Origin of the sequence: Paenarthrobacter sp. NPDC089988, assembly GCF_044748465.1 — a bacterium.
In the GTDB taxonomy this organism is placed as follows: domain Bacteria; phylum Actinomycetota; class Actinomycetes; order Actinomycetales; family Micrococcaceae; genus Arthrobacter.
The window spans coordinates 71,504-95,695 of the sequence record NZ_JBIVGD010000015.1; the positions used below are offsets into that span (position 1 = coordinate 71,504).

The window sequence follows — 24,192 nt, forward strand, 5'->3', positions numbered from 1 at the left end:
CACCTACCATGGACCACATGACTTCTGCCCGGGACGTACGCTCTGCTGCCGTGGTGATTAATGCCGCGTCACGCCGTGGTGCCGCTGCCAGTGACGCCGCCGTCGCTGCGATGCGGCAGGCAGGCTTGCCCCTTTCCTCGGTGCACGCGGTTTCCTCCGGTGCGGAGCTGGGGGCAGCACTTGAACGGGTGGCCGCGGAGCAGCACGACCTTGTGGTGGTCGGCGGCGGGGATGGCACGGTGAGCTTGGCGGCGGGGCTTTTGGCCGGCACGGAGATCGCCCTCGGTGTCCTTCCGCTCGGCACGGCGAACGACCTTGCCCGGACACTCGAGATCCCCAGTGGCCTCGCAGAGGCGTGTGCCGTGGTGGCCGACGGGAAAATCGTGGACATCGACCTCGGACGCGCCAACGGCAAGCCGTTCCTCAACGTCGCCTCAGTGGGCCTCTCGGTGGGTGTTACCGAGGCCCTGAGCCCTCGCTTGAAGAAGCACATCGGCCCTCTCGCCTATGGCATCGCCACGGTGCAGGCGTACGCCCGGCACCAGCCATTCCGGGCCCGCCTGGAGTTCCCGGACGGGGACCACCAAACCCTGGAGCTTGAGGACTTGCTCCAGGTGGCCGTGGGAAACGGCCGGCACTACGGGGGCGGGAACACCGTCTCGCCCATGGCCGGAATAGACGACCACACCCTGGACATCTACGCCATCCTCGCGGCGCCACTCCGGGAGCACGTCAAGATCGCGCGGCTACTGAAGGATGGGAGCTTCATTGAGCACGATCGCGTGTACCACCTGGAAACGCGAAACGTCCGGCTGTTCACCGAGCCGTCGATGTCAGTGAACCTCGACGGCGAGATCGCCACCGAAACGCCCACGGACTTCAGCGTGCAGCGGAACGCTGTCCACGTTGTGGTGCCGCAGGGGAGCACGAGTGCCACGTTCGATGGTTCCTAGGGCGGCCTGACCCGTCCCGCACGTGCTCCTAGAGGATGGCCGTCATCACGTTCCAGCCGGTACCCACCTTGACGCCCGCGGACGGCCAGGTACGCGGGCCATTGCCGGCGTAGAGCCACAGGTTGCCGGCAGCGTCGCGGGCCAGAATGTCTGCCTTGCCATCGCCGCTGAAATCGCCCGGACCGACGAGCGAGTTCATGTAGTTCCAGCCCTGGCCTATCTGTTGTTTGGGAAGCCAGCTTCCAAATCCGGTGGCGCCGTGGAGCCACAGCGCTCCGGTGGCGTCCCGGGCAACCAGATCGCCGAGGCCGTCACCGTTGAAGTCTTCCACCCCGGTGATAGCCGACAGCCCTGCAGCGCTGGAGAAACCGGAACCTGCCCACGCAGGGTGAAGGAATCGGCTCTTCCCATCAGCTATGTATTGCGTCAATGATCCGCTGCCGGTGCGTGCAATGAGGTCCAGATACCCATCGCCGTAAAAGTCGAGGGTCACCATCGAGTTCATCGTTTCCCAACCGTGGCCCACTTGCACCCGCGGATTCCAGCTCCCGGAACCATTACGTGGGTAGAACCACAACAGCCCGGCAGAATCGCGGGCCAATACGTCGGCGTTGCCGTCCCCGTCGAAATCGCCGGGGGCTATGAGGGCCGTCATGACGTTCCAGCCTTGTCCCACCTGCACCCGGGGCCGCCACCCGCCAGAGCCGTTGCCGGGGTAAAGCCAGAGCACTCCGGAGGTGTCACGTGCCAGGATGTCGGCCGTGCCGTCCCCATTGAAGTCGTTCTTCAGCGGCTTCTTAGCATTGCCGTCAATGACGGCAACTGTGAACTGCGCTAATTGGAAGCCGGATTCGGCGGTGTTGACAACGTAAACCTTGTTGTTGCGGGGGTTGACGGCCGCGGACCCAGGATCCCACCCGGTGTAAAGGACGCTGCTGCTGTTGTTCCGGCCATCAATGATGGTGGCTCCCCGAACTGCCATGGTGGCGTAGATCTTGTTGTTCGAGGGATTGACCACCATGGTCCGGACCGCGCTGGCGGTGACTACGTTGGCGGACTCCTTCATGGTTGCCCCATCCACCACTTTGATCGAAGTGCTCGCGGCGTCGCCGGAGCTGACGTAGATCTTGTCGGTAACAGGATTTACTGCGAGGGCTCCAAGAGGAGCGTTCGACGCCACGGTGCCCGTGATGGTGTTGCTGGAACCATCAATGAGCTTCACGCTTGAGCCGTATTTCGGTGCCGTGGTGACGTAGATTTTGTTCAACGTCGGATTTACTGCCATAGCCAGGAAGCCACCTGCGCCCACGGATACTGTGGACGATATTTTGCCCGCTGCGTCAATGGCTTTCAGCGTTCCTGTGGAAAGGGCGTAGGCCGTGTTGTTGACCGGATTGACTGCGATGTCCTGGGCGGCGGTGGAACCAGGGACCGGAGTGGTCGTATTCGTTGCGCCGTCGATAATGACAAGGCCGCTGTCTGTACTGACATAGACCTTGTTGGTCTTCTCATTCACTGCGATTGCGGCTGGGCCGGGGTCGAGGGGAATTTCAGTGGTTGCCTTGGTTACGCCGTCGAATACAACTACCGAGCCGTTTGGATTGCTGATGTACAGCTTGTTGGTCACTGCGTTGACCGCAAGCTGTCCAGCGTCGCCGATACTGCCGTAGATCTCCTGGGCTCCTTCTTTCCCAATGCTGCGTACGCCCTGGCTGGACACGACATAGGCTGTATCCGTTAAGGGATTCACCGCAATTGTCCTTGTCCACTGACTGATCGGGAATCGGTCCGTCACTACGTCCGCGCTTGCCGATCCAGCCGTGCTTCCCAACAACAAGGCCATCGCCAAACCGGTGGCCACTGTCCCCGCCGCCTGTCTCCGGCGTCGTAAGTCCTTCAGCCCCAACGCGCGCGAACCAGCTAAATCAACACTCATGAAGTCCCCCGGAAGTCGTGACGCCAAGTACGTCTGTACCGGGCAGTCTATAGCGGAAACGCCAAGAACTACCCCGGCTGTTCATCAGGCCCGGCTGCCTTGAGTCGTGCAGTTTAGATCAGAGGACAAGGGGCATTACGTTCTGGCCCGCGCCCGCCATCGTAGCCGTTGGCCAGGCTCTACCGCCGATACACGGCAGCGTATCGACCCTTCGTCGACAGTGAGATGGTGGGCGTGCCGCCGTTACTCAGGGACCAGGGGTGGCTGGGTAACGGCGTCGATGCTGATGGCGAATTTTGCGTTGCTGACGCTGGCGGCCGCTGATCGCTGTCCTTGTCTATTCACCGTACCGAGCGCGTGCGAACCCGTGGTTTTCACACTTATGGGCTCCAAGACAGTGGTGATGTCTGGAACGTCTGCAGCGGGTCGGCGTGCCGATTAGGCTTGGCGAATGACCACCGCCGAGGACTCCGCCACCCGCCGCGCCCAAAGGTGGCTTCATGCAGCATTCGGGGCCTACTTGGTGGCGCTGGCCTTTGTGGTCTTCCTGCCGTCCAAGGAAGCGGGCGCGGTTACGGGGTTCGTCGGGATCATCGCCGGTTGGCTCGCGGCCTTGGGTCTGCCCCTCAAGGAAGCGGCCGTCGCCGTCGAGTTCGTCTCAAACATTGTCATGTTCGTCCCGTTCGGCGGACTGGTCCGGCTCCTCTGGCCAAAGCGTTGGAACTGGTGGCGCATCCTGCTTCTGGGAGCCGCGACGTCCACGTTCATTGAGCTCACGCAGCTGTTGGTTCCCGGACGGGTGACCGCGTTGTCCGACGTCATCGCCAACACGGCCGGCACAGTGATCGGCGCTGCTGCCTCGCGCTGGTGGCTGCGCCGGAGTAATTAGAGGTGCTTGCCCAGGATCGCCACAACGTCATCACAGTAACCGGCGATACTGTGGCCCACCTCGCGGTGCACTGCCTCGGTGGCGTTGATGGGGTCCGGGATATCGTCGGCGTCGATCAATTCGGCGGCTGACCGGACGGCCGCGGTTCGCCGCACCAAACGCGCGACGGCGGAATCGGCACCGCTGCCGGTCACGGCGGCCCAGCTGGGCGCCGCGGGCTGGCTCATGGTGACTGGCAAAGTCTGCGCGGCCTTCACGAATTCGGCCACGGTGAAGGTCCGCTGGGCTGCGCCGGGAAACCTTTTGACCAGTTCGTCACGTTGCTTGCGGGTCATGGTCAGGACCAGGTTGGCTGCTGCCACGGACTCGTCGGTGATCTGTTCGCCAACCGAGCCCTCGGGGTTGCCTCCGTACTCCGTGGACAGGGCAGCTGGCAAGGGCTCCATGGGGGCGCCGACCGCAGCGTGCAGTCCTGCGCTGGCCACGGAGAAGTTCCCGATTCCGGCCTTGGCCAGCCGGGCACGGATCAGCTGTTCCGCGAGCGGTGAGCGGCAAATGTTGCCGGTGCAGACCGTCAGGATCGACGACGGCGGCTGGGCGCCGGCGTTGGACGGCATCACAGTGCCGGGGTGCTTTCGCGACGGCGGCCGCGGCGCTGGCCTTCAAGGGGCACGTGATCCGTTGGAGCCACCGGCTGTGACTCGGAGGCCGGAACGTGGGTGGTATTGGGGGCCTCGCTGCCTGCTTCTTTGCGGTTGTAGTACGTGTAGTACTGGTAGCCGTAATCCTCGCCCTTCGAGGACTTCCGGGAGACGCCGTTGATGATGAGGCCCAGGGGTCGTCCTTTGACCCGTTCAAGGTTCTGCAGCGCCCTCTTCAACTGGTCGTAAGTGGTCTTGCCCGCCCGGCTGACCACAATGGCGCCATCAGTGCGGGCCGTGAGGATCGCGGCGTCTGTTACCGGCAGGAGCGGTGGGGCGTCCACCAGGACGATGGCATGCTTGGCGATGTCCTCAAGCAGCGTGTGCATGACGTTGGACCCGAGCAGTTCGCTGGGGTTGGGCGGGACGGAGCCGGCGCCGAGCACGAACAAGTCGCCGCTTTCGCCCCACGGCTGCAGGACGTCGTTGAGCGTTGCGCGTCCAATGAGCACGTCGGTGAGGCCCACGTTGGTGAGGAGCCCGAAGGTCTTGGCCAGCTTGGGCCGGCGGAGGTCGCCGTCCACCACAACCACGCGCTGGCCGGACGCCGCGATGGTCTGGGCAAGGTTGGCGATGACGGTGGTTTTTCCTTCGCCGGGGAGTGCTGAGGTGACCACGATGATGCGCGGGGGATTGTCCACGTCCATGAACTGCAGGTTGGTTCGCAGCTCGCGGATGGCCTCGGCGACGGCGTAGTCCTGGTGGTTCTTGTTCTCCAGGTCGTTACCGCCCTGGGACAGCACGATGCGGTTGGAACCGTCGAAGTTCTTGTGGAAGGGGACCGTGCCGATCACGGCCACACCGGTTTCGGATTCCAGGCGCACGGCGGAGCGGACACGGCGGTCGAAGACGTTCCTCAGCAGCGCGTAGCCGATGGCAAGGAGCAGGCCGGCGACCAGGCCGATAGCCAAGGCCAACCTTGTATTCGGGGAGGACGGCGAGGTAGGAAGCTGGGCCGCATCAAGCGAACGGAAGCTCACGATGGACGTATCGGTGCTGTTGGCGTCGCCCTTTTCGAGTTGGCCCACCTGCTTGCCCACGGCGCGGACCCAGGCCTCGGCGAGGTCGCGGGCCGCCAGGGGGCTGTTGGCTTGGGCTGTGAACTTCAGGGTGGCGGTGTCCTGCGGGTTTTGCGCGGAAACCCGGGCGATCAACTTCTCCGGGGTGGTGTCCTGAAGATTGAGGTCCTGGATGACGGTCTCGGCAACGGATCGCGACTTCGCAACGTCGAGGTAGGACTTGGCCCGGGACTTGGAGTAGGTTTCGCCTGCCATGGCCGTTCCGAGGTCCTTATTGACGCCCACCGAAATGATTCCGCTGGCGTCAGCGCTGTAGACCTTGGCTTGGGTCAGGGTCCAGCCGAAGGCAGCAATTCCGCCCAGGATGGTGATCGCGATAACGGAAATCCAATGCGCCCGGAGGACCTTCCAATAGTCCGTCAGCTCCATAAAAAATGTCCCCCTGAAGTTGTGTGCCCACGACACAAAAAAGAACGCGGTTCTTGAACTGCGTCACGGATATCGTAACGTGCAGTTCTATAGGGGCGACTCACCAGTGGGTGGGATGGGGGATTTATGACAATGCAGGATACTGATTGTCTCGAACGGGACGCAGCGGATACCGGACTTGAGCGGGTAACGTCAAGGGGCCATCAAGAGTGCATATTCGGTGCCGTTTCCCTGGGCTGGATTTCAGGCGATCTGGAGCTGCTTGATCCAAGCGATTCGCCGGACAACGTGAATCTCTACTTCGTCACTTCCGGGGGTGTCCGCGATCCAAACGACGGCACCATGATCCCGGGTGAAGGAACGGTGGTCATAGTGCCCGGCGGACTGGAATTGGCGTCGCCCTTCGTGGGGGAGGGCGAGGCCAGGAGTATCTCCATCCAGCGGGCTGCGGCAGAGACATTCGTGCCACACGCCTTGGACAGCGTGACGGTTGCCCGGGTGAAATCCAGGCTGGATGCCGCGGCCGAGGCTTTCGTCGGTGCCATCCTGGAGCAGCCATCCCGGGAAAGTTCGGCCATTGAGTCCTATGCAACCGAACAGATCCTGTTGGAGCTGACGGGAAGCCTGCTGCTGGACCACTGCGGGGTCAGATGGAGTTCCACCTCAGTGACGTCAGTGCTGCGCGACCAGGCGATGGCCGTCATCGCGCAGCGCTGCGCGGACAGGGATTTCAATCCGGACGCCGTGGCCAGGGCGGTGCAGTCTTCGTTGCGGCGGGTGCAGGCCGCCTTTGCTGAGGTAGGAAACTCCATTGCTGCTGAGATCCGGAGGCAACGCGGCAGGCTGGCCCGCACCCTGCTCACCGACACCCGGTATGACGTTCTCAGCGTCCAACAGATCGCAGAGCAGACCGGTTTCGGAACCACGGCGGCCCTGCGCAGGGCTTTGGACGAGCTTTACGGCTGTGGACCGAAGGACTTGCGGGACAAACGTGGCGGCGAGGAAATTGTGGTCGCAAAATGACGCGTCGCCGTCCGCGTCAGGGGACGTTCCGTGCATACCTTAAGCCATTTAGCGCCAATCTCCTCAGCAATGCCCAATCTGTCATTTGGCACGAAAATGCCTCGGTAGTCTCTATGCCTGATGGGGGAAATCGGCACTCGCTGAATTCCAACCGATGGTTTTCATCCCGAGTTGAAAGAAGAACTGATGAGCGACGAAGTTACCGTTTCCAAGCCGCATAGCCGGCGTGCTGTCGTTAAGGGTGCAGCATGGTCTGTCCCGGTAATTGCGGCCGCTGTTGCAGCGCCGGCCGCGGTGGCTTCCGTGAATGACCTGACTCTGGCATTTACGGCTTCCTCAACGTCCCTGCTCAGCCTCAACTTGCTCGACGGCGGCGGTACGCTGACGGCGACGGCTTTGGTCACTGTTCCCACCCAGGTTTCGGTGAGCAACGGTCCGGGAGCTGTCACCGGTGAAACTGCTACAGTCACCGTCGCGGTGGGGCGCCCCGCCGGCATCAACCTCCCTGTTGGCCGGGCGCGTGGCTTCGGTGTTGCCTCCTTCAACGGAACGGCTACCACTGCCGGCCAGCGTACAGCCACTTACCAGAGCGCGCCGATCATCGGACAGTATGGCTTCCCCGCTACCACGTGGACTGGCACCACCACGGTTACCGTTGCCAGCAACGGCACCCTGAACGTCCCGATCGTGTGGGGCCTGGCGGGTATCAGCACTGGCGTCTCCATCAGCGCTCTTGCTTCGTTCCCGGTGACCATCACCGTGGTCGTGGCCGGCCGCACCCTCACCGCCACCAGCACCATCTCTGTTCCGGTTGGGGCAGGCATTCTCTAAAGCCTCCGCAAGGAACATCCTTCCGGCAAAAACGCGTCAGCCGCTCCGGCTGACGCGTTTTGTGCGTTGTTGAGTCGAATAAAGTATTTGAGGGCCCGGGACGTGGAAGCGCTCCCTTCGAAGGGCCCGACGAGGGCAGGTGGGGGACATGCAGGGCAGTGACATTCTGGTGGATGCCTTGGGCGGACTGGTCAGGATCAGGCTTGACTTCGCCGACCATGGATTCAACGAGGATCGGTTCCAAGAGTTCATTGGGCCGTGGCGGGACGCTGCGCCCAGTAGCAGCGAGCCGGCCAACGACGTCGTGCGTCCCGTCGCGGAGATGGTGTGGCGTTTCCCTGACGAGAACGGTCTTGCGGGCTCCATTGCGGAGCTGTCCACATACGCCACCCTTGCCGCGATCGAGGCCAGGCGCGGCAAGTTGTTGATGCTGCACGCTGCCGGGATCGCCGATGATTCCGGAAGAGTTGCCGCTTTCATCGGACCGTCGGGGCGGGGTAAGACCACCTTGGCCCGGGCCCTGGGCGCCGCTTACGGGTACGTGACTGACGAAACCGTGGGAATTGAAGCAAACGGAACGGTGCATCCCTACCGGAAGCCTTTGTCGGTGATCAGGCCGGAGCGGGATTACAAGGAGCAGATTGCGCCGTCGGTTCTCGGACTCATGGACCTCCCCGCCGGGATGTTGGACATTGGTGCCCTGGTCCTGGTGTCCCGTGTCGAGGACCTGGATGGGCCACCAGTGATTAGCTCGCTGGGGCTTTGCCATGCACTCGCGGCGATAGTCCCGGAAGTCAGTTATCTGGCTGACCTGGACAGGCCATTGCAATTGGTGGCGAGTCTCGTGGACAGGTGTGGTGCGTTCAAGCAGGTCACTTACAAAGATGCTGCGCAGGTGCTCCCGCTGGTTCCCGAGCTTTTGGCCAGGGAAGAGCCCGAGTTTTGGGATGTGGTCCTTCCCAGTAATGCGCTGGATGGCGTCCGGAGCCCCTACGGTGATGAAGTTTTCGTTCCCGCCTTGGTCGTTGACGCGGTGGAAACAGGGGGACAGACTGCCATTTTGGACAGCAACCGCATGGTTCATGTCCTTGATGGAGTAGGGCCTGTTGTGTGGCGGTCGGTGTGCGATGGCCTCGACTTCGCGGGCTTGGTCCGGGAAGTCGACGAGCTTTTCGGTGCGCCACCGGAGCAGCCGCTGGAGGATGCCATTGTGGGCATTCTTGGAGAGTTGGCGGATGCGGGAGTCTTGGTCCGCACATCTGCAGCACGCTCATGACCACCGAAACTTCCCAACCCACCCGCCTTCGTCGTTTGTTCCGCTCGCCTTGGATGCACGCTGTGCTGGCCCTCCTGCTCGTAGCACTTGTCCAGGGCTTTTTTCTCAAGGTCTATCAAGTGCCTTCGGCATCCATGGAGCAGACCCTCAACATCGGAGACCGGGTGGTTGTGAACCGCCTGGCGCCCGAGCCGCAACGGGGGGATGTGGTGGTCTTTCGCCAGCCCGCATCGTGGGGGCCAACACCCGAGCGAGGGGTCTTTCGAACGGCCGTAGGCTGGTTTGGAGAGCTCACAGGGATAGGACCCGGCAACACTGAGTACCTCGTCAAACGGGTCATCGGGCTCCCGGGAGACACCGTGGAGTGCTGCGAGGCCGCCGGCCGGGTAAAGGTCAACGGCGATGCCGTCGAAGAGCCCTACGTCTTCCAGGACTTTGCCTTCGACGCCGGGACCTTGGATTGTTCGACGACGGTGGCGTCACCGCGCTGCTTCGCGCCGATACGCCTGGGCGAGGACCAATACCTTGTCCTGGGTGATCATCGATCGCAGTCGGCGGATTCCTTGGCGGCCTGCCGTGGCCTGACTGCGGCCGAGGAGTGTGTCCGGACGGTACGCCGGGAAGACATTACGGGACGCGTGGAGTGGTTCTTGTTCCCCTTCGACAAGTGGTCCCTCAATGGATCCCTGTCCAGCAGTTCGTCCCGCTGACGCTAAGACGCTGCGAGGGAGCGCGCCACCGATCTGTACTTGGCATATAGCAGGAGCCCAGTGGCGGTTTCAACCAAGGTAAGGCCGAGGAACAGCACCACCAGCGAGTCACTCGCCAGCAGGAGGACAACGCTGACTGCGAGATACAACAGGGAAGAGACCACCCGGATCCAAAACACTTGCCCTACCAGGCCCGCCCGGCGCAAATAGGTAAACGGCAGCGTGCCCGGGATGCTCACGAGCTTCCAAAGGCAGGCAAGCGCCAATGCGCCGAACGTGACCACGGTCCATGAGGAGCCGAACAGGGACTGGAAAAAACCCAGTAGATCCAGAACTAGAATCAAGCCAATCGCCAGGACGCTCAGCCCGGACATGCCCAGGGTCAGACTCCTGGAGTGCGCTCCCAGGAGCCGCGTGCGCATGTAGCCCAGGATGGGCTGGAGCGCTCCCAGCACGGTGATGGTCGCTTTGAGCGCAACCGCCTCTTCTTGTCGCTGGAGAAGGTATACCGTGGCTACGATGCCCAGGGGGACCAGGGCTACCATGGCTGTTTCCAGGGTGATCCATGCGGTGGGGGCGAAGCGCGGCCGTCCGGATACTTTCCAAGGAGTCCTGAACGCACGGACCAGGATGGCCACCATGATCGCTGCACCCAACACAGGGATGGCCGCAGCGGATCCCTGCTGGGATAGCAGCAGTGCGGCGCCAGAGCCGAGAACAAGGGCGCTTGCCGTCGAGGCTTCCATGGCCCACCCCGCTGTGAAGGCCGCATGCATCCTGCCGATCTGGAGAGCCATCATGGCTGCCGGCAACGCCACCGCGAGAACCAGGATGTAACCCGGGAAGACGATCATTGCTGCACACCCGGCCACGCCTAACACTGTGGCCCACAGAGGGATGTATGTCTTGTCTGTCAGGTTGGCATCTGCCATCCGGGGCTCCAGCAACCCGGCTGCCACCACTCCCGCACAAAAGGAACCCACGCTCAGAATCACCGCGAGGTTGGCCTGTGCGTCGAGGTCCAGCAACCGTGCCGCCACAGCTTGGAAGGCCGCGGGGACTATTGCTGTGACGGCGCCGGAAGCCACCATGACGAGCGACTGCCAAGCGGAGTGCCGAGTTGCAGCCTTGGTGGCGGTTGCGGTCATACCCGAACGCTCCGGGCTGCGACCTTAAGGCTTTCGCTTAGCGTGGCATATACACCGCTCGTCGAGGCGGCTGCGCTGTTCACGGCGGCATCGTAGGCTTGGCGGGCATCCGCGCTGTTTAGCAGCCTTTGGATCTGTTGATGTACTGCGTCCGGTTCAAAGCTGAATGCATTATGGACGTGCTCCCGCAGGCCCAGGTCTTCGAAAGCGGCGAAACCCTTGCGCTCGTAGGACAGGTGGATCACGTAGTGCCCGGCCTGCAATGCCATCAGCGCAGCGTGCAGGCGGACGGCCACCACAACCCGCTTCGGTGTCCCGGTTTCCAAAAGGTCTTCGCGGCGCAGAATCTCCTGCGGATTCAGGCTCTGCATGGGCAAGAGGTCCTGGTTGCCGCCCGTTTGGCTCTGCACATAACCGTCGAACGTACCAATCAGCCCGGCGAGTTCTGTAACGGGGGAGGGAAGGCCACCGCGGAGGTTGCGTACCGAATACACGGGTATGGCTTCCACGGAATGGCTGTTCCGTGCGGGGACGCGGAGCACAGCCATGTCCGGCGCGCGTTGGATCACCGGGGTAAGTCGCAGTTCAGAGACAGTGCGATCATCCCGTGCCCACACCCGGCTTAGCTTGCCGAGATGGCGCCGGAACCATGGGGCGCTGCTGAGCCGCAGAGGACCGATGCTTTGCGGAAGGTACACTACCTTGTGGCCATGGCGGCTGGCCGCGCGCAGCTGGACACCGTGGACCAACAGCGCCTTGGCGAGTTCGATGCAGTTCCCGCCGCGGAGATATCCGCCGCCCACACCCACAACCAGGTCGAAGTCCGTCATGCTGCGCAAAGTAGCAAGGTAGTCGCGATCATAGCCGCGTCGGGTGGGTTTGCTCCCACGAAGCGTCACACCGGGAAGATCGAAGCTGTCCGGATCGGAGGCGCAGAGCGTGAGCTGCAATTCCTCGCCGGGGAAGGTCTCAGTGAGGAGCTCGATCGCCTCGGTAACCAGCATGCCGTCGCCGATGTTGTTGGCGCTGTACGCATGAAGAATCAGGACTTTCACCGCTGCAACACCCTTTCGTAAACGGTGGTGTGGGCGTCGACGCTCGCATCCCAGCTGAATTGACGGACCCATTCCAGGCCAGTGCGGCGAACGTCATCCAGGGCAGTAGAGCTTCCCAGTGCATCGGCGATGCCCCGGGTAATCGATTCGGCGTCGGTGTCCTCGAACAGGAGGGAAGGCCCGGCGACCTCCTTCAACGATCCGCGGTCCGAACAAATGACCGGCGTTCCGGCGGCAAGGGCCTCGAGGACCGGGAACCCGAACCCTTCATACAGGCTCGGGAAGGCGAACAATGTGGCGTGCTGCATGAGTGCCACCCTCTCGTCGTCGTCAACGAAACCCAGGTGTTCCACGCCTGCCGCAGTGATGACAGCCATGGACTCTTCAGCGTTCCATGCGGGCTTTCCGGCAATGACCAGCTTCACTCCGAGTTCCTTCAGCGGAGACAGGGAGAAAGCCTCAACCAGTGCCACCAGGTTCTTTCGAGGCTCGATGTTTCCCAGGTACAACACGTAGGGAGTACTGCGAAGGTGTTGGAGTCTTTGGCTCAGTTCGCGGGGCGCGGAGAAGTAGTTCGTGTCGATGCCGTGCGGGATGGTGGTGATCCGCGACGGGTCGACGCCAAAGACCTCTGCCACATCATTCGCGCTGGAGTTGGAAACAGTGATCACGGCATCCGTCGAGGCGATGGCCCGCTGTACCCGCGTGCGCCAGATTTTCTCTTGCCGGGGTGATCGTGCGGTGGTGATCCAACGGCTGGCGACGCCGTGGACAGTGACCACCGAAGGTGCACGGGTGGGTAGGAGCGGACCGGTGTCTGCGCTGTAGTGGAGCACGGAGCCAGGTACTGCCGGCAAGGTCAGTCCTTGCCAGGTCTCACTGACGGCGGTCAGCGCCGCCCGCTTGCTGGAGCGAAGCTGCCCGATCTGGATCCCTCGAAGCTCCAGGCCCTTGGCGATCTCACGCGCATACGTGGTGTTGCCGCCCACATGGCGGGACAAGATGCGGGAAGGGAAAGACACCCTTTTCAGTGTGGTCAACGGTCGGAGCCTTTCAAGTCATACAGATCGCGCAGGGCTGTGTGCAGTGTTGTCCGGTTCATGCGTGCCAGAAGTTGACGATTGGCATCAAGGGCCCGTTCACGTGTTTCGGCATCACCCAGGATGGCTTCCACCAGATCGGCTAGTCCGTGCGGGTCGCTTGCCTGCAGCAGTCCGGAGCCCTCCAGGGCATTGATGGACCGTGCTGCCACCGGTACGCCCTGGGCCGCAGCATCGAGGATGCTGAGCGGAAACCCTTCATATGCGGCCGTGTGGACGTACACATCACTGGATGCCAGGGCCTCGGCAACTCCGGCTGAATCGAGCCAACCGGTCACTTCAATGCCGGAGTCCTCAAGCGACTTGCGCAGTTCAGGCTCGCCGTCGCCGATCCACCGCATCCGTACCCCGGTTCTCCGTGAGCCCAGCAGAGCTGCAACATCCCGGAAGAAGGCGGGGTCCTTTTGTCGCGCAATCCTGCCCACCATGGAGACGGTGGGTTCGCCCGCAGAGGTCTTGTCGGGTGCACACACAGCCACGGTAGGCAGATTGGGAATTGCGATGCACGTAGCACCGGGGTCCAGCGCCCGCACCAAGCGTTCTTCGTGGGAGGTGAGCGTGCCGAACTTCCAGGTCCGACGGGAAAGGTATCGCTCCACGCCCTGGTAAAGAATGCGTTGAACGGATGAGGTGTGGGGGTCGTCATGCTTGAAGCAATGTGGTTCGTAGACCACTGGCGCCGCCAGACGCTTGATGCGCGCATAGAGCCCGGAATAGCTTGAGTGGGCGTGGACCACGTGCGGCGAAGCGGAATCAACTGTTGCCCGGACCATGGCGATTCTCTTCAACAGTCCCGTGCCAAGGTCATGATGCGCGACGGCCAACCCGGACCAGACCGGAGCGGGAACCCCTGATTGGAAAGGAGACAAAACGTGGTGGTCGAATTCCGCGGGACTGTTCTCAATGTAACTTCGGACGGCTTTGGGAACTCCGCCGTCAACCCGGTCAACCACATGCAGGACTCTGGTCATCTTCAAATCCCGCTCACCTGCCTGCTAAATCCGCTCTGATTAGGGGAGTAAGTACGGTGCGGCACGAGCATAAAGAAGCTGATCGCCATGTTCCCCCATTCATTGGCGCGTCAGTTGAACACTGCCGGGCACGGCCCAATGTTGAGCAAATAGTTTACTTGCTACGAGCTGTGGCGGCGTGAGTCCGATTTCAGACTAAGATTAAGGGTAACTGATCTTCCTGCCCTTGGGGTTTTGTGTGGATTGTTTACTCGTAAGGCAACTGTCAATTATTTGCTGTAGCTTCTTATGGGAGAAGTTTTAGGCCGGTTAGGCATTCGTCAGCCTGGTGGCCATTTATGCGGATGTCCAGGGGGAGGGCGGCAAATGACAAGTTGGGTGGCTACTTCTTATGGCGCCTTGGACCTCCGCAGTTGGCATGAGAACCAAACCGATGTGGAAATAATGCTGTTGGCCACCCAGCCCTCCGAACCCATGGGACTTGCCGGCGGACCCGCTGGGTTGTGGCATCGGCTGGTGGCGGCCGCTGTTCCGGATGCTGACCTGAATGCCGATGACCGAGCCTTGGTTCGTGAGTTTGAGGCCGCGGGTATCGCCTCCCGTGATGTGGCACATCCGGCGCGGGTCCATCGACTGAACGTTCCGTGGTTGTCCTCACCGGTCCACGAAATGGTCTATTCGCTGGTGGGCAGCATCGCCCGCGACCACGGAATCGACGCCGTCTGCATCAAAGGACCCATGCTCCACAGACAGGGCCTGCGGGAGCGAGAACACTCCAGCGACGTGGATGTGTGGGTTGATCCGGCACGATTGGAGCAGCTGTGCAGTGTGCTGGAATCGTGGGGTTGGAACGGTAAAGCAGACCAGTGGACGGGCCTGACGTTCAACCATTCCGTGGCATTGGAACCCAGACCATGGGGCTGCGAAATTGATGTCCATCGACACGTACCCGGATGCTCTGAATCTGACCCCGTTGTATTCGCACGGCTATTGCGAGGCAGTGTGAAAACTGACTTCGCGGGAGTTCCGGTCCTCACGCCGGACCTCCCAACGCACGCGGTCATCTTTGCACTGCATGACTTGCGGCCTGAATCCCGGCACAGCAAAGCCTCGGGTCATGCTGAGGAATTGGCTGAAGTCCTGCGACTGGGTGGCAGGCCGGCCCTTGAATTTTCCCAGGACGTCAGGGCTACTGCCGTCTTGGAACCCAGCCTGCGCCTGGCCTTTCCCGAGGTCTCCTTTGCAGTCGATCATGAGCCTCCTTTGAATTGGAAGTGGCGCGAAAGCAAGGGGTGGTGGCGGGCTTACATGATGATTTTCAGGTCCCTCCAGCCCCGGGAACGCCTACGGTTCATCAAACGGGCGGTCTGGCCCCAAGCCGACGTCCTGGCGGCGTCGGAGGCGCGCGCCGGGCGGTCCACCATGAGCCTTGTTGGGGCGCGGTTCAGACGGTTTGGCAAGCTGCTCCGCAGGTAGTCTGCGGGCGCTGACGTTGTGGGAACTGAAACAGAATTTTGAAGGGGGAGCAAGTGTTCGGGAGCAGTAGGCCATGAGCGCGCTGAAGATGACCGAGAAGCCGACGGCGGGCATGGCCCGGCCTGCCCTGCTGTCAGGCCGGTGGTTCGAGCGTTTCATGCTGCTCAGCGTGGTGTTCATGCCATTCCAGTACGCGCTGACATTGCCTGTGGGCTTTCCCCTTAAGATCAGCGAGATCCTGGGCGTTCTGGGGATAGCAGTATTTGTCCTGGGTCCGCGGAAGACTGCACGACGGCGGGACCTGGCGAGCGTCGCCGTCGCTCTTTTGGCTCTTGCTACCCTGTTCTCGGCGCTGGTCAACTTCACGCCCGACGCCGGTGGCCTCCGCGAGGTTGGGTATGAACGTGGCTTTGCGACGGACCTTCTCCTGTACACGGGCTACGCCCTGCTCGCTCTCTCTTATTGGTCTGTGCTTCGGCGGATCGACCGAACAAAGATCGTAAGGGCCATCACGCTTTCAATTTGGCTCTGCGGAGTGGCCGTCCTGCTCCAGTGGGTCTCCTCCATCACCGGTTCCACGGACCTCATACGGGTTCTGGGGTTCCGTACCTTCGGCGTGGACGGGTCGGTGGAGACGCTCCGTTCGGGACCGTTCCTGGAGGGCCAGCATCTGGGCTTCTTCGCGGGGACGGCAATATTGGTTGCATTGTATAACCGCAGTTATGCTGCTGCGGTTGTTGCCGGCCTATCGATTTTGTATTCGCAGTCCACCACGGCGTATGCCGGAATTGCGGTGGGTCTGGCTGTGATCGTAGTGCTCAAATTCTCCAGGGTTGCCATTCCTTTGATGGCGGTGGGTTTGGTGGGCGTCCTTGCCCTGCTCTTTTCCGACAGTTTACGTACCACCTTCGGACGTCAGCTGGCCAAACTTGGCTTCACGGAATTTGCGCCCGATTACCAGTTTGCCACCACGTCATTGAACCTGCGGAACGTCAAATCGGAGATCTCTTTTGACATGAGCGCAGACAATCCATTGTTCGGAGTAGGTCCGGGAAGGTATGGGGCCTACTTCGATCAATATGTGAGTGGACGCCAGTTGCCGTGGATTTACTCGACTGATCAAACGAGGCCTATTGCGGAGAACGCCTATGCCCACGTTGCTGCAGAATTGGGTATTTTTGCCCTGCTGGCTTTCGCGGTGCTGATCTTGTTCCTCATCTGGCGTAACCGTCGGCCGGCATCACTGTTGCTGATGGTCGCCTTCTTCGTGGCACTTGGTGTGTCCACCCAGTCGTCGTGGACGTTCCTGCCCATCTGGATGTTCTTCGGTCTCCTGGCGGCCGATGATCCACGGTCTTCCGCGCAGCCTGCCGGGGTCCCCGTGACCCAGGCTCAGTAAGCGCCGTCTTTGCCGATGACGGCCTTGGCGGTACGGAAGAGGATCATGAGGTCCTGCGCCAAGGACCAGTTCTCCACATAGTAGAGGTCCAGCCGGATCGATTCCTCCAGTGAGAGGTCATTGCGCCCGCTTACCTGCCAAAGGCCAGTCATACCAGGCTGGACCAGGAGTCGACGGACGGAAGCGAAGTCATACATTTCCACTTCGCGGGCAACCTGCGGACGGGGACCCACCAGGCTCATGGTGCCGTTCAGGACGTTGATCAGCTGGGGGAGTTCGTCAATGGAGTACCGACGGATCCAAGCACCGAGTCGGGTTACCCGGGGATCGTCCTTCATCTTGAAGAAGATGACACTTTCCTGGCTCTGTGCCTGGAAGGCTTCAATCAGAGTCTCGGCGTCGCTCCGCATGGAACGGAATTTGATCATTCGGAATGATTGGCCGCCTTTGCCTATACGTTCCTGGTAGAACAAGGCCGAGCCTGGGCTGTCCAGTTTCACCATGATGGCGATGATGGTCATGGGTAGGGCGAGCAGGATCAGCAGGATAGACGAAAGACCGATGTCCAAAGCCCGTTTGGCGAAGGCCTTCAAACCACTGAGCTTTGGTGTGGTGACGTGGATCAATGGGAGCCCGGCTACGGGCTGCATATGGATTCGAGGCCCTGAGATGTCCGTCAGCGCAGGGGCCATGATCATTCCCACGTCGCGAGCGGACAACGCCCAGCCGAGTTGGCGGAGAAAGGCCGGATCCAACTTCGCTCCACCGCACACAGCCACAGTGTCCGCACCTGACTCCTTGATCGAGTCAATCACCATGTCTACGTCCGGCGCCGAGCCGAGGACACGCACGTCATCCCTGACAGGCAGTCCGGACTCGGTGAGGAGCGCAGCCACGGGCTTGTAACCGGACACGATGTGTTGGTTCAGTTTCTCCGAAAGGTGGTTGACGTTGTTCGGGGCCCCGATGAGGAGCACGTGGTGGAGGTTCTGTCCCGTCAGGCGGCTTTTGTGCAATGCACGTCGCTGGGCATACCTGACTGCGAGGATGAGTGCCACGCCCAGAGGCAGAGCCACGGAAACATACCCGCGGGCCGTCTGCAGTTGGAAGACGTAGGAGACCACAGCCAGGGCTCCGAAGAGCCATAAGGATGAGACGGCGACGCGCTTGTATTCCTCCGTGCCGGTGCCCAGGACTTTCCGGTCCCGCGTGCCTCCGAACTCCAGGATGGCCGTCCACGTGATGACCAGGACTATGGAGAGCGTGAAGTAGGACAATTCCGTGTCCCCGCCGGCCACCGTCACGTCCTCTGTTCCGAAGCGGAGCAAGTGGGCACCTGCTACGGCAACGATCACGCAGACGAGATCAAGAAACCTCATTTTGATGCTTTGGGCCCGTAGCCACGTAGAGCCCGCAACGGACTCGACTTCGATGGTCCGCGTGGCAGAGAAGAACGTGGTCATGACGTCAGCTCGTGAGCTGCGAATGTGCCAGGACTGCATGTCCGGAGCGTGCAGCTCTGGAACTCAACAACACAACGAATCTATTCACGAATCAGCCCCCATAGCTGCCCCTACCGCCCTTGCGGGCGCCGAACGTAAATTAGCAGTATCAACGTCACCTTTCGAGTGACTTGACACTTCAAGCTCCATCGTAAATGGACTTTACTTACATCTCAAACCGACAAACGACGCATGGCAAAAAGGTAGCCGGTGTGATATGTCAGTAATACAAAGGTGTCTTATGGGATTCATTTTGTGCAGATTCTGATAATTTGCGCGCATTACAAAGGCGTCTGATGGCTCTGTTTTGCGCAGAAAAAGGTAATTTCCGCGCAAGTAGGTCACTGCCCCAAGAACTCCCTCACTGCGGGGAGGCCAGCGGAGGCCACGGCCGTCAGGGCGCGCTGGATGTTGGCTTCCAGGGCGATATCCGCCAGTTCGTTTGTCCCGCTCTCCGGCATGCGGGCAGCATTTCCTGGCCCCTGAACCAGGAGCGACCTATTCGCTGCTGTGGCTGCATCAATGCAGGCCAGCAGGGACACCATGGAGCGCCTGTGCTCTTCCAGCAGTTCCTGCCACAGCCCTGATGGCGCAACGGTGACCACGGCGGGAAGCGTCTGCTCGTTGGGCTCGTTCCACTCGGAAAACAGCGAGGAGGCTTCAACGCCCCGTGCCAGTGAATCGAATCTCAGGTTCTCGATGACTTTTTCGAGTTCCGCGGCGGTAAAACCCAGACGATGCCAATTCCCTGCTTTGAGATGCAGGAGCTGCGTTTCCAGGGCGAAGAGCAAGTAATCGAGTTGCCTTCGTTCGCGCCACAGCCGTGCCGATAGCTCATCCGCCCCCAACGGTTCCCCCATCTATATTTTCCTGCGAGAAGCAAGTTTTCCGCAGGTTACTTATTTGTTCTGCCAATGAGCCTACACTGGTAAACGAAAAATTCTTTTTAGTTGTCAAGAAATATAGCGCATAAATGGGTAATGGCTACTCAGTCGGGTAATTTTGATCATCGTTTTAGTCAGATGAGATACGCAACCCGGGGCTGCACGGCTTGGGAAGCAACCAAGCCGAGCTCACCGAGTCGTTGTTGCACTGCGGAACAACTGATGCAGGCGCCCGGTGGCGGCGTAGGGTGGCCCCATGGAGGCCGAAATCAGGGCTGTAGCTTTGCGCACGGGGATCCGCGTGACGTGCTTCGTGCAAGGCTCTATAGGAAAAACGGACGACGACGGCGCCGCGCCGCTGCTCTTGTTGCACGCCTGGGGCGAATCCTGGCGGAGTTTCGTGAGGCTGATTGCCGCGCTTCCCTCGGCGGTGATTGTTGCCCCTGATCTGAGAGGGCATGGTGGTGCCGACAAGCCGGATGGGGGTTATTCACTCCTTGACGTTGCTGACGACGTGGCCGCCTTGTGCGAGTGCCTCGGGGTGAAGCGCGCCCATGTTCTGGGCTCCTCGAGCGGGGGATATGTGGCCCAGCAGCTAGCCGTGACCCATCCCAACCTGGTGCTCTCCTTGGTGTTGGTGGGTGCTCCCTTGAGTTTGGAGACGCGTCCTCCCTTCGCTGACGAGGTTGAGCAGCTGGTTGATCCGATTTCCGTGGAATGGGTGCGTGACTCGCTGGTCTGGTACCGGCTGCTCCATGCCGTCGCATCGGACTACATCGAAGACAGGGTCCAGGACGGGCTGGCCATGCCGGCGGCTGTCTGGAAGGCCTCACTGAGGGGTCTTTATGAAGCCGTGCCTCCCACGGAGCTCGGCTCGATCGCGGCGCCGACACTCATCCTTTGGGGCGCGCACGACCATCTGCTGCCCCGATCCCACCAAGAGACCCTCGCTTCACGGATTCCTGGTGCACGGTTCACGATCTATCCGGGGACGGGGCACCTCATCTTGTGGGAATGCCCTGAGCGCGTGGCTGCTGACGCGTGGGCCTTTGTACGCGAGGTAACTCAAAAAGCCGGCAATTAAAGTCAAACCCCGGCTGCCGCAGTCAGCGGGAGCCGGGGTTGAACGGAATCTTCGGTCAGGCCTCAGTTGCCCTTTTGCAGGGAATGCGCCGTGACGTACGTACCCAACTGGTCCTTGGATAGTGCCGCTGCGATGTCCGAGATGGCTTGAGTGTCCGCAACTACGATCGATTGGCCGTCCGCGGATGTGCCAGTGCCGAGTGTAGGCAGAGTGAACATCACGGTGTCATTGACTTTCAGGTCTTTTAGACTCACAGCCAGACTTCCGATTGCCGCCGCGTCGAAGCTCTTGTCCACGCTGACGAACGGAGACACCGCAGACACCATGTTGTTCACGGTCACCGGGTTGGTGAGGGTGTCGCGGGCAATGATTTTACTCAGCATGGACTTGAGGTATGCCTGCTGGTTCCTCACGCGCTGGTAGTCACCGTCACTGAACGACTTGCGCTCCCGCACGAATGCCAAGGCTTCATCGCCATTGAAGGTCTGTTTGCCGGCTGCATAGTAGTGCCCCTTCATGGGCCCCCCGTTGGGAGAGAATGGAATCTTCACATCCACTTCGACTCCGCCGAGCGCATCCGTCAGGCCCTTGAAGCCCTCGAAGTCGATCATCGCAACATGGTCGATGCGTTGGTTGAAGAGGGATTCCACGGTCTGGACTACCAGTGGCACTCCTCCATAGGCAAGAGCGGCGTTGATCTTGGACTCGCCCCTCCCCGGTATGTTGACCCAGAGGTCTCGCATCAAGGAGACAGCGTAGACGTTCTTGCGGTCTGCAGGAATGTGCACCAGCATCAGAGTGTCCGAGCGCTGGTCCGTGGCCGCATTGGTTTCCAGGTCCACCTGGTCCGTTCCGCGGCTGTCGCTGCCCATGACCAGAATGTTCATGGCGGCAGTGCCGTTGACCGGCTCCGCCTTCTGAGGACGAGTGGATTCCTCGGGGAAGGCGGCGTCAATCTTGCTGGACCCGTTGTTGAAGGTCTGGGCCAAGTTGAAGAGATAGAGGCCGCACACCAGACCAACCACAACAACCACGGCGGCGAAGCCAAGGAGTACGTTCCGGGCGGTCTTTTTGCCACTCTTTTGGCGTCTGGGCCGGGACTCGGTCGAGGAAGATTCGGTGTCAGTCGGCAGCGTCATGGGTTCCTAGGTGTCGGCGTCAGCAGGGACGATTCTATCAATTCGATGGTGCGGACCGGTTCAACGGTGCGCTATCCGGACTTGGGGCGACCTGTGTCACTGCTAGTGCCCCACTCATTGGATACCGAAACGGCATAGGAATCGTCTCCAGTCCGTTGCTTGAGATTCGTTGTGATGGTGATTGTTTCCAGACGTGGATTTCGGGTTTGGGGTTCCCCAGAAGATGCCTCAACAGTGTCGGGCTCGCCGGAAATCCGTTGGTCGGCTTCGCCACTGCCGGTCAACTCAAATGTGTAGGTACTTCCCGATAGGTTGAATCCCTCCATCCTCAGCTCGCCTGTGGCCGCGTCGTAGCTGGAGTCCGTGACGAGCGGCGAGCCCAGTCCATGTAACAGGGTGTCCCTGAGTGGTGGGTTCGCGCCGCTGCAAGTGAAGTAGGGATCCCACATATAGGAGATGATCTTCTGGGCGCTTCCCAATTGTTGGAGCTGAGTGCCGATTCGGTCGGCGGTAGTTTGTCCCCTGAGACTCTTATCGCAGGGGTTAGCCTTTGTGGCCGGAGCCATGCCTTCCATGTTGGCCCACAGGTCTGCACCTGTTCCCACAATTCCCTGTGCTGCGGCCTTGAAATAATCCCTATTGGGAGCCACATACTTCTCTGCCCACGTTCCGTTGCCGACGATGCTGGCTGCAAACTCGTCGACTGGGCTCCCCGCTTCGGCGGCGGAGTAGGCCGCACCCTTTCCTGTTCCCATGCCGTCCTGTATGGCGATAGAGAGGTGAAGGCCTCCGGACGTCTGCGCGATCTTGCGTATCCCATTCTTGGCGTTCTCGGGGGTGATATTTGCGGAGTCTTTTCGAGCCTCAATGTAGGGACTTACAATGGCTGAGCGACCGGGCAGGATCCGATGTATCGCCTGGTTCTGCATCTTGTACAAAGACAGCACCGGTTCAAAAAACGGGTTGTCTGTAACGGGCATTTCGAGGTGGTGGTAGAACCCTGTGAGCCCGTCGGCGTTATTGGCCTGGGCCTGGTAACGCAGGAACCGATCCGTGAAGGCTGTGAAGGTGTTGAGGAAGCTGGTGTCCGGCAGGTACTCGAAATCAGTCCGCTTTGCCGGGGCCGGCATGCCAGCGTAGAACTTCATACCCAGTTTGGAAGCTGCCGATGCCAACGAAACAGTGCGGTCCGTGGCAGAGAGCGGGCTGCCGCCTGCCACGATGATGTCGTACCTACCGTCTTTGGCTGTACAGCCGGTGTCGTTGCTCGGAAAGACCATGATTGTGTAGGACTTTCCTTGGTTCTCAACGTAGCGGTCGCGGGGGCACTTCAAAGCAGCCTTGCCCCACTGGCCTCCGTCCGAGTACGTGAAGTAACGATTGATCTTGAGTCCAGCGCCGATAACGGAGGCGCAATCGTCGCCGTCGATCTTGCAGTCTGTTGGCAGAGAGTCCGCTGAAGCCGGAACTATGGAGGTGCCGAAGGTGATGACCGTATCGCCGCCAGAGGCCTTGATCTCCTCCAAGTTCCGAAGGTTCTTGGCATCTGTGGCACTCGAGGAAATGAAGAAGCCGCTGATCGGGTACCTAGGCAGTTCGGGCGCCGCCTGTGTGCTGTCCGGGGAAGGGATAACCGCGGGGCCATAGTTCAAAACGATCAAGAGCGCGGCTACGGCCACGAATGCGATCGCAGACCGGAAGGGAAATCGGTCCTTGTGTGAACGCGCCGTGGAGCCCGGGATTTCGCTGGGGATCGGCATGGAGTCCTTCGTGTCGACAACAGCGGAACTGACATATGAGAGGCAAGAAAGCCCTGGCATAGGTATCTATCAACGGCCGGGCAGTCGACCGAGGCCCAAGCGGACCCTTATCCATACGATAAACTAACCCACGGCGCTTCCCTGCGTGGAACGGTTCTCAGGCCGTTTTGTCCACGGTGGCGAGTAGCAGTCGGGCGCCGGGGCAATCTGATCTTTTACTACAGGGGGAACATTGGGCACCGGAATCAGGCGTGTTCAAGCTGCGGTACTGGCTTTGGTGCTCGGCATTCTCGGGTTCCTTGGAACCCAACCTGCGCTGGCTACCGAAACAGACCCGGTGCCCGCGCCAACAGATTCGCCGAGCCCATCACCGCAGCCATCTTTCCCCGAAATCGTTCTTCCGACGCTCCCGGGCCCGGGTCCAGTGGAACCTGAACCGTTGCCCACCACAGACCCGGTGGTGACGACTCCGGCTCCCGTTGAGCCTCAACCCGTTACGACAGTTCCAGCTCCGGTAGTGCCTCCCGTCAGCGACCCCGTACCGTCGGCGCCCGCTGTCGTGGAGCAGCAGTTGCCAACTACACCGGCCAACGAGTACTACGTGGGAGAAGAACAGGCGGAACTCCCGGTTGAAGAAGCCAGTTCTGCTCCCGCAGCGCCCTCGCCTGCACCGTCGCCCCCGCCCTCCAAGGCGGCCGAAGCCCCGGTCGTTGCCAGCGCTGATGTAACTGGTCCGCTCAAGGCTGCGCTGGCTCCCGTCGCCGAAAACAACCCCATTGTCCAAGGCTTAACCGTTCTGGTCCTGCTCCTCCTCGGCACCGCATACTTCCGTGCTCTGCGTTCCAAGGGGATTCGCCGACCCCGTCTCAATGACAAGTAGCTTATGAATACCTCCCTCCCCGGGGAT

21 protein-coding genes are annotated in these 24,192 nt (G+C 61.0%); 10 read left to right on the plus strand and 11 right to left on the minus strand.

All coding sequences use genetic code 11. The annotated features are described in order from the left end of the window. Positions 1-17 precede the first annotated feature (17 nt). Positions 18-953 (plus strand): lipid kinase, encoded by a 936-nt coding sequence (locus tag ACIPV6_RS17290; RefSeq protein WP_400272050.1) that lies wholly within the window; start codon positions 18-20, stop codon positions 951-953. A 28-nt stretch (positions 954-981) separates the two neighbouring features. Here ACIPV6_RS17290 and ACIPV6_RS17295 read toward each other — a convergent pair whose 3' ends face one another. Then, positions 982-2,673, minus strand: a complete 1,692-nt coding sequence (locus ACIPV6_RS17295) for an FG-GAP-like repeat-containing protein (RefSeq protein WP_400272051.1) — start codon at positions 2,671-2,673, stop codon at positions 982-984. A gap of 667 nt (positions 2,674-3,340) precedes the next feature. Between ACIPV6_RS17295 and ACIPV6_RS17300 the strand changes: the two genes are divergently transcribed. Then, positions 3,341-3,778: a VanZ family protein gene (locus ACIPV6_RS17300; protein WP_400272052.1), complete on the plus strand. Its 438-nt coding sequence runs from the start codon at positions 3,341-3,343 to the stop codon at positions 3,776-3,778. Here ACIPV6_RS17300 and ACIPV6_RS17305 read toward each other — a convergent pair. Further along, entirely contained in the window at positions 3,775-4,395 is a 621-nt protein-coding gene (locus ACIPV6_RS17305) for a low molecular weight phosphatase family protein (RefSeq protein ID WP_400272053.1), read from the minus strand. The genes ACIPV6_RS17300 and ACIPV6_RS17305 overlap by 4 nt on opposite strands. Continuing rightward, positions 4,395-5,927, minus strand: a complete 1,533-nt coding sequence (locus ACIPV6_RS17310; protein WP_400272054.1) for a polysaccharide biosynthesis tyrosine autokinase — start codon at positions 5,925-5,927, stop codon at positions 4,395-4,397. The genes ACIPV6_RS17305 and ACIPV6_RS17310 overlap by 1 nt, the downstream gene beginning before the upstream one ends. 126 nt (positions 5,928-6,053) lie before the next feature. Here ACIPV6_RS17310 and ACIPV6_RS17315 point away from each other — a divergent pair, with 126 nt between their 5' ends. The 4 genes from ACIPV6_RS17315 to lepB all read left to right on the plus strand — a co-directional run bounded on the left by ACIPV6_RS17315 (position 6,054) and on the right by lepB (position 9,767). Then, positions 6,054-6,950 (plus strand): helix-turn-helix domain-containing protein, encoded by an 897-nt coding sequence (locus ACIPV6_RS17315; protein WP_400272055.1) that lies wholly within the window; start codon positions 6,054-6,056, stop codon positions 6,948-6,950. A gap of 186 nt (positions 6,951-7,136) precedes the next feature. Next, complete coding sequence (locus tag ACIPV6_RS17320) at positions 7,137-7,781, plus strand: hypothetical protein (protein WP_400272056.1); 645 nt, start codon at positions 7,137-7,139, stop codon at positions 7,779-7,781. Between the two features lie 148 nt (positions 7,782-7,929). Then, positions 7,930-9,057, plus strand: coding sequence for a hypothetical protein (locus ACIPV6_RS17325; protein ID WP_400272057.1), 1,128 nt, complete (start codon positions 7,930-7,932; stop codon positions 9,055-9,057). Further along, positions 9,054-9,767, plus strand: coding sequence for a signal peptidase I (lepB, locus tag ACIPV6_RS17330; protein ID WP_400272058.1), 714 nt, complete (start codon positions 9,054-9,056; stop codon positions 9,765-9,767). Before ACIPV6_RS17325 ends, lepB begins: the two co-directional genes overlap by 4 nt. Positions 9,768-9,769: 2 nt before the next feature. Here the strand turns inward: lepB and ACIPV6_RS17335 are convergent, their stop codons facing one another. Genes ACIPV6_RS17335 through ACIPV6_RS17350 form a run of 4 tightly spaced genes read right to left on the minus strand, consistent with a single transcriptional unit; the run spans position 9,770 to position 14,041 of the window. Beyond that, complete coding sequence (locus ACIPV6_RS17335) at positions 9,770-10,915, minus strand: hypothetical protein (RefSeq protein WP_400272059.1); 1,146 nt, start codon at positions 10,913-10,915, stop codon at positions 9,770-9,772. Then, the gene (locus tag ACIPV6_RS17340; protein WP_400272060.1) at positions 10,912-11,970 is read right to left on the minus strand and encodes a polysaccharide pyruvyl transferase family protein; all 1,059 of its coding nucleotides are present in this window, start codon (positions 11,968-11,970) and stop codon (positions 10,912-10,914) included. Before ACIPV6_RS17340 ends, ACIPV6_RS17335 begins: the two co-directional genes overlap by 4 nt. Continuing rightward, positions 11,967-12,992: a glycosyltransferase family 4 protein gene (locus ACIPV6_RS17345; protein ID WP_400272061.1), complete on the minus strand. Its 1,026-nt coding sequence runs from the start codon at positions 12,990-12,992 to the stop codon at positions 11,967-11,969. The genes ACIPV6_RS17340 and ACIPV6_RS17345 overlap by 4 nt, the downstream gene beginning before the upstream one ends. A 14-nt stretch (positions 12,993-13,006) precedes the next feature. Next, positions 13,007-14,041 (minus strand): glycosyltransferase family 4 protein, encoded by a 1,035-nt coding sequence (locus tag ACIPV6_RS17350; RefSeq protein ID WP_400272062.1) that lies wholly within the window; start codon positions 14,039-14,041, stop codon positions 13,007-13,009. Positions 14,042-14,419: 378 nt separating this feature from the next. Between ACIPV6_RS17350 and ACIPV6_RS17355 the strand changes: the two genes are divergently transcribed. Both ACIPV6_RS17355 and ACIPV6_RS17360 read left to right on the plus strand, forming a co-directional pair. Continuing rightward, positions 14,420-15,517: a nucleotidyltransferase family protein gene (locus tag ACIPV6_RS17355; protein WP_400272063.1), complete on the plus strand. Its 1,098-nt coding sequence runs from the start codon at positions 14,420-14,422 to the stop codon at positions 15,515-15,517. 73 nt (positions 15,518-15,590) lie between these two features. Beyond that, a complete protein-coding gene (locus ACIPV6_RS17360; protein ID WP_400272064.1) occupies positions 15,591-16,916 on the plus strand; it encodes an O-antigen ligase family protein in 1,326 nt (441 codons plus the stop codon). Here ACIPV6_RS17360 and ACIPV6_RS17365 read toward each other — a convergent pair. Both ACIPV6_RS17365 and ACIPV6_RS17370 read right to left on the minus strand, forming a co-directional pair. After that, on the minus strand, positions 16,910-18,418 hold the full coding sequence (locus ACIPV6_RS17365; protein WP_400272065.1) for a sugar transferase: 1,509 nt from the start codon (positions 18,416-18,418) through the stop codon (positions 16,910-16,912). The two genes, ACIPV6_RS17360 and ACIPV6_RS17365, sit on opposite strands and share 7 nt — an antisense overlap. Before the next feature lie 341 nt (positions 18,419-18,759). Further along, positions 18,760-19,278 carry a hypothetical protein gene (locus tag ACIPV6_RS17370; protein WP_400272066.1) on the minus strand — a complete coding sequence of 173 codons (519 nt, stop codon included), beginning with the start codon at positions 19,276-19,278 and terminating at the stop codon, positions 18,760-18,762. A 280-nt stretch (positions 19,279-19,558) separates the two neighbouring features. On the opposite strand from ACIPV6_RS17370, the gene ACIPV6_RS17375 reads away from it, so the two are divergent. After that, positions 19,559-20,386 carry an alpha/beta fold hydrolase gene (locus tag ACIPV6_RS17375; protein ID WP_400272067.1) on the plus strand — a complete coding sequence of 276 codons (828 nt, stop codon included), beginning with the start codon at positions 19,559-19,561 and terminating at the stop codon, positions 20,384-20,386. 62 nt (positions 20,387-20,448) lie between these two features. Here ACIPV6_RS17375 and ACIPV6_RS17380 read toward each other — a convergent pair whose 3' ends face one another. Both ACIPV6_RS17380 and ACIPV6_RS17385 read right to left on the minus strand, forming a co-directional pair. Continuing rightward, positions 20,449-21,525: an LCP family protein gene (locus tag ACIPV6_RS17380; protein ID WP_400272068.1), complete on the minus strand. Its 1,077-nt coding sequence runs from the start codon at positions 21,523-21,525 to the stop codon at positions 20,449-20,451. Positions 21,526-21,596: 71 nt separating this feature from the next. After that, on the minus strand, positions 21,597-23,285 hold the full coding sequence (locus ACIPV6_RS17385; RefSeq protein ID WP_400272069.1) for a hypothetical protein: 1,689 nt from the start codon (positions 23,283-23,285) through the stop codon (positions 21,597-21,599). Positions 23,286-23,724: 439 nt separating this feature from the next. On the opposite strand from ACIPV6_RS17385, the gene ACIPV6_RS17390 reads away from it, so the two are divergent. Next, on the plus strand, positions 23,725-24,165 hold the full coding sequence (locus ACIPV6_RS17390; protein WP_400272070.1) for a hypothetical protein: 441 nt from the start codon (positions 23,725-23,727) through the stop codon (positions 24,163-24,165). Positions 24,166-24,192 lie beyond the last annotated feature (27 nt).

Excerpts from the sequence above, each read along its gene's own strand:
- ACIPV6_RS17290 (WP_400272050.1), top strand. The coding sequence starts at position 18 with ATGACTTCTGCCCGGGACGTACGCTCTGCTGCCGTGGTGATTAATGCC.
- ACIPV6_RS17300 (WP_400272052.1), top strand. The coding sequence starts at position 3,341 with ATGACCACCGCCGAGGACTCCGCCACCCGCCGCGCCCAAAGGTGGCTT.
- ACIPV6_RS17305 (WP_400272053.1), bottom strand. The coding sequence starts at position 4,395 with ATGCCGTCCAACGCCGGCGCCCAGCCGCCGTCGTCGATCCTGACGGTC.
- ACIPV6_RS17310 (WP_400272054.1), bottom strand. The coding sequence starts at position 5,927 with ATGGAGCTGACGGACTATTGGAAGGTCCTCCGGGCGCATTGGATTTCC.
- ACIPV6_RS17315 (WP_400272055.1), top strand. The coding sequence starts at position 6,054 with ATGACAATGCAGGATACTGATTGTCTCGAACGGGACGCAGCGGATACC.
- ACIPV6_RS17320 (WP_400272056.1), top strand. The coding sequence starts at position 7,137 with ATGAGCGACGAAGTTACCGTTTCCAAGCCGCATAGCCGGCGTGCTGTC.
- ACIPV6_RS17325 (WP_400272057.1), top strand. The coding sequence starts at position 7,930 with ATGCAGGGCAGTGACATTCTGGTGGATGCCTTGGGCGGACTGGTCAGG.
- lepB (WP_400272058.1), top strand. The coding sequence starts at position 9,054 with ATGACCACCGAAACTTCCCAACCCACCCGCCTTCGTCGTTTGTTCCGC.
- ACIPV6_RS17335 (WP_400272059.1), bottom strand. The coding sequence starts at position 10,915 with ATGACCGCAACCGCCACCAAGGCTGCAACTCGGCACTCCGCTTGGCAG.
- ACIPV6_RS17350 (WP_400272062.1), bottom strand. The coding sequence starts at position 14,041 with ATGACCAGAGTCCTGCATGTGGTTGACCGGGTTGACGGCGGAGTTCCC.
- ACIPV6_RS17360 (WP_400272064.1), top strand. The coding sequence starts at position 15,591 with ATGAGCGCGCTGAAGATGACCGAGAAGCCGACGGCGGGCATGGCCCGG.
- ACIPV6_RS17365 (WP_400272065.1), bottom strand. The coding sequence starts at position 18,418 with ATGCAGTCCTGGCACATTCGCAGCTCACGAGCTGACGTCATGACCACG.
- ACIPV6_RS17370 (WP_400272066.1), bottom strand. The coding sequence starts at position 19,278 with ATGGGGGAACCGTTGGGGGCGGATGAGCTATCGGCACGGCTGTGGCGC.
- ACIPV6_RS17375 (WP_400272067.1), top strand. The coding sequence starts at position 19,559 with ATGGAGGCCGAAATCAGGGCTGTAGCTTTGCGCACGGGGATCCGCGTG.
- ACIPV6_RS17380 (WP_400272068.1), bottom strand. The coding sequence starts at position 21,525 with ATGACGCTGCCGACTGACACCGAATCTTCCTCGACCGAGTCCCGGCCC.
- ACIPV6_RS17385 (WP_400272069.1), bottom strand. The coding sequence starts at position 23,285 with ATGCCGATCCCCAGCGAAATCCCGGGCTCCACGGCGCGTTCACACAAG.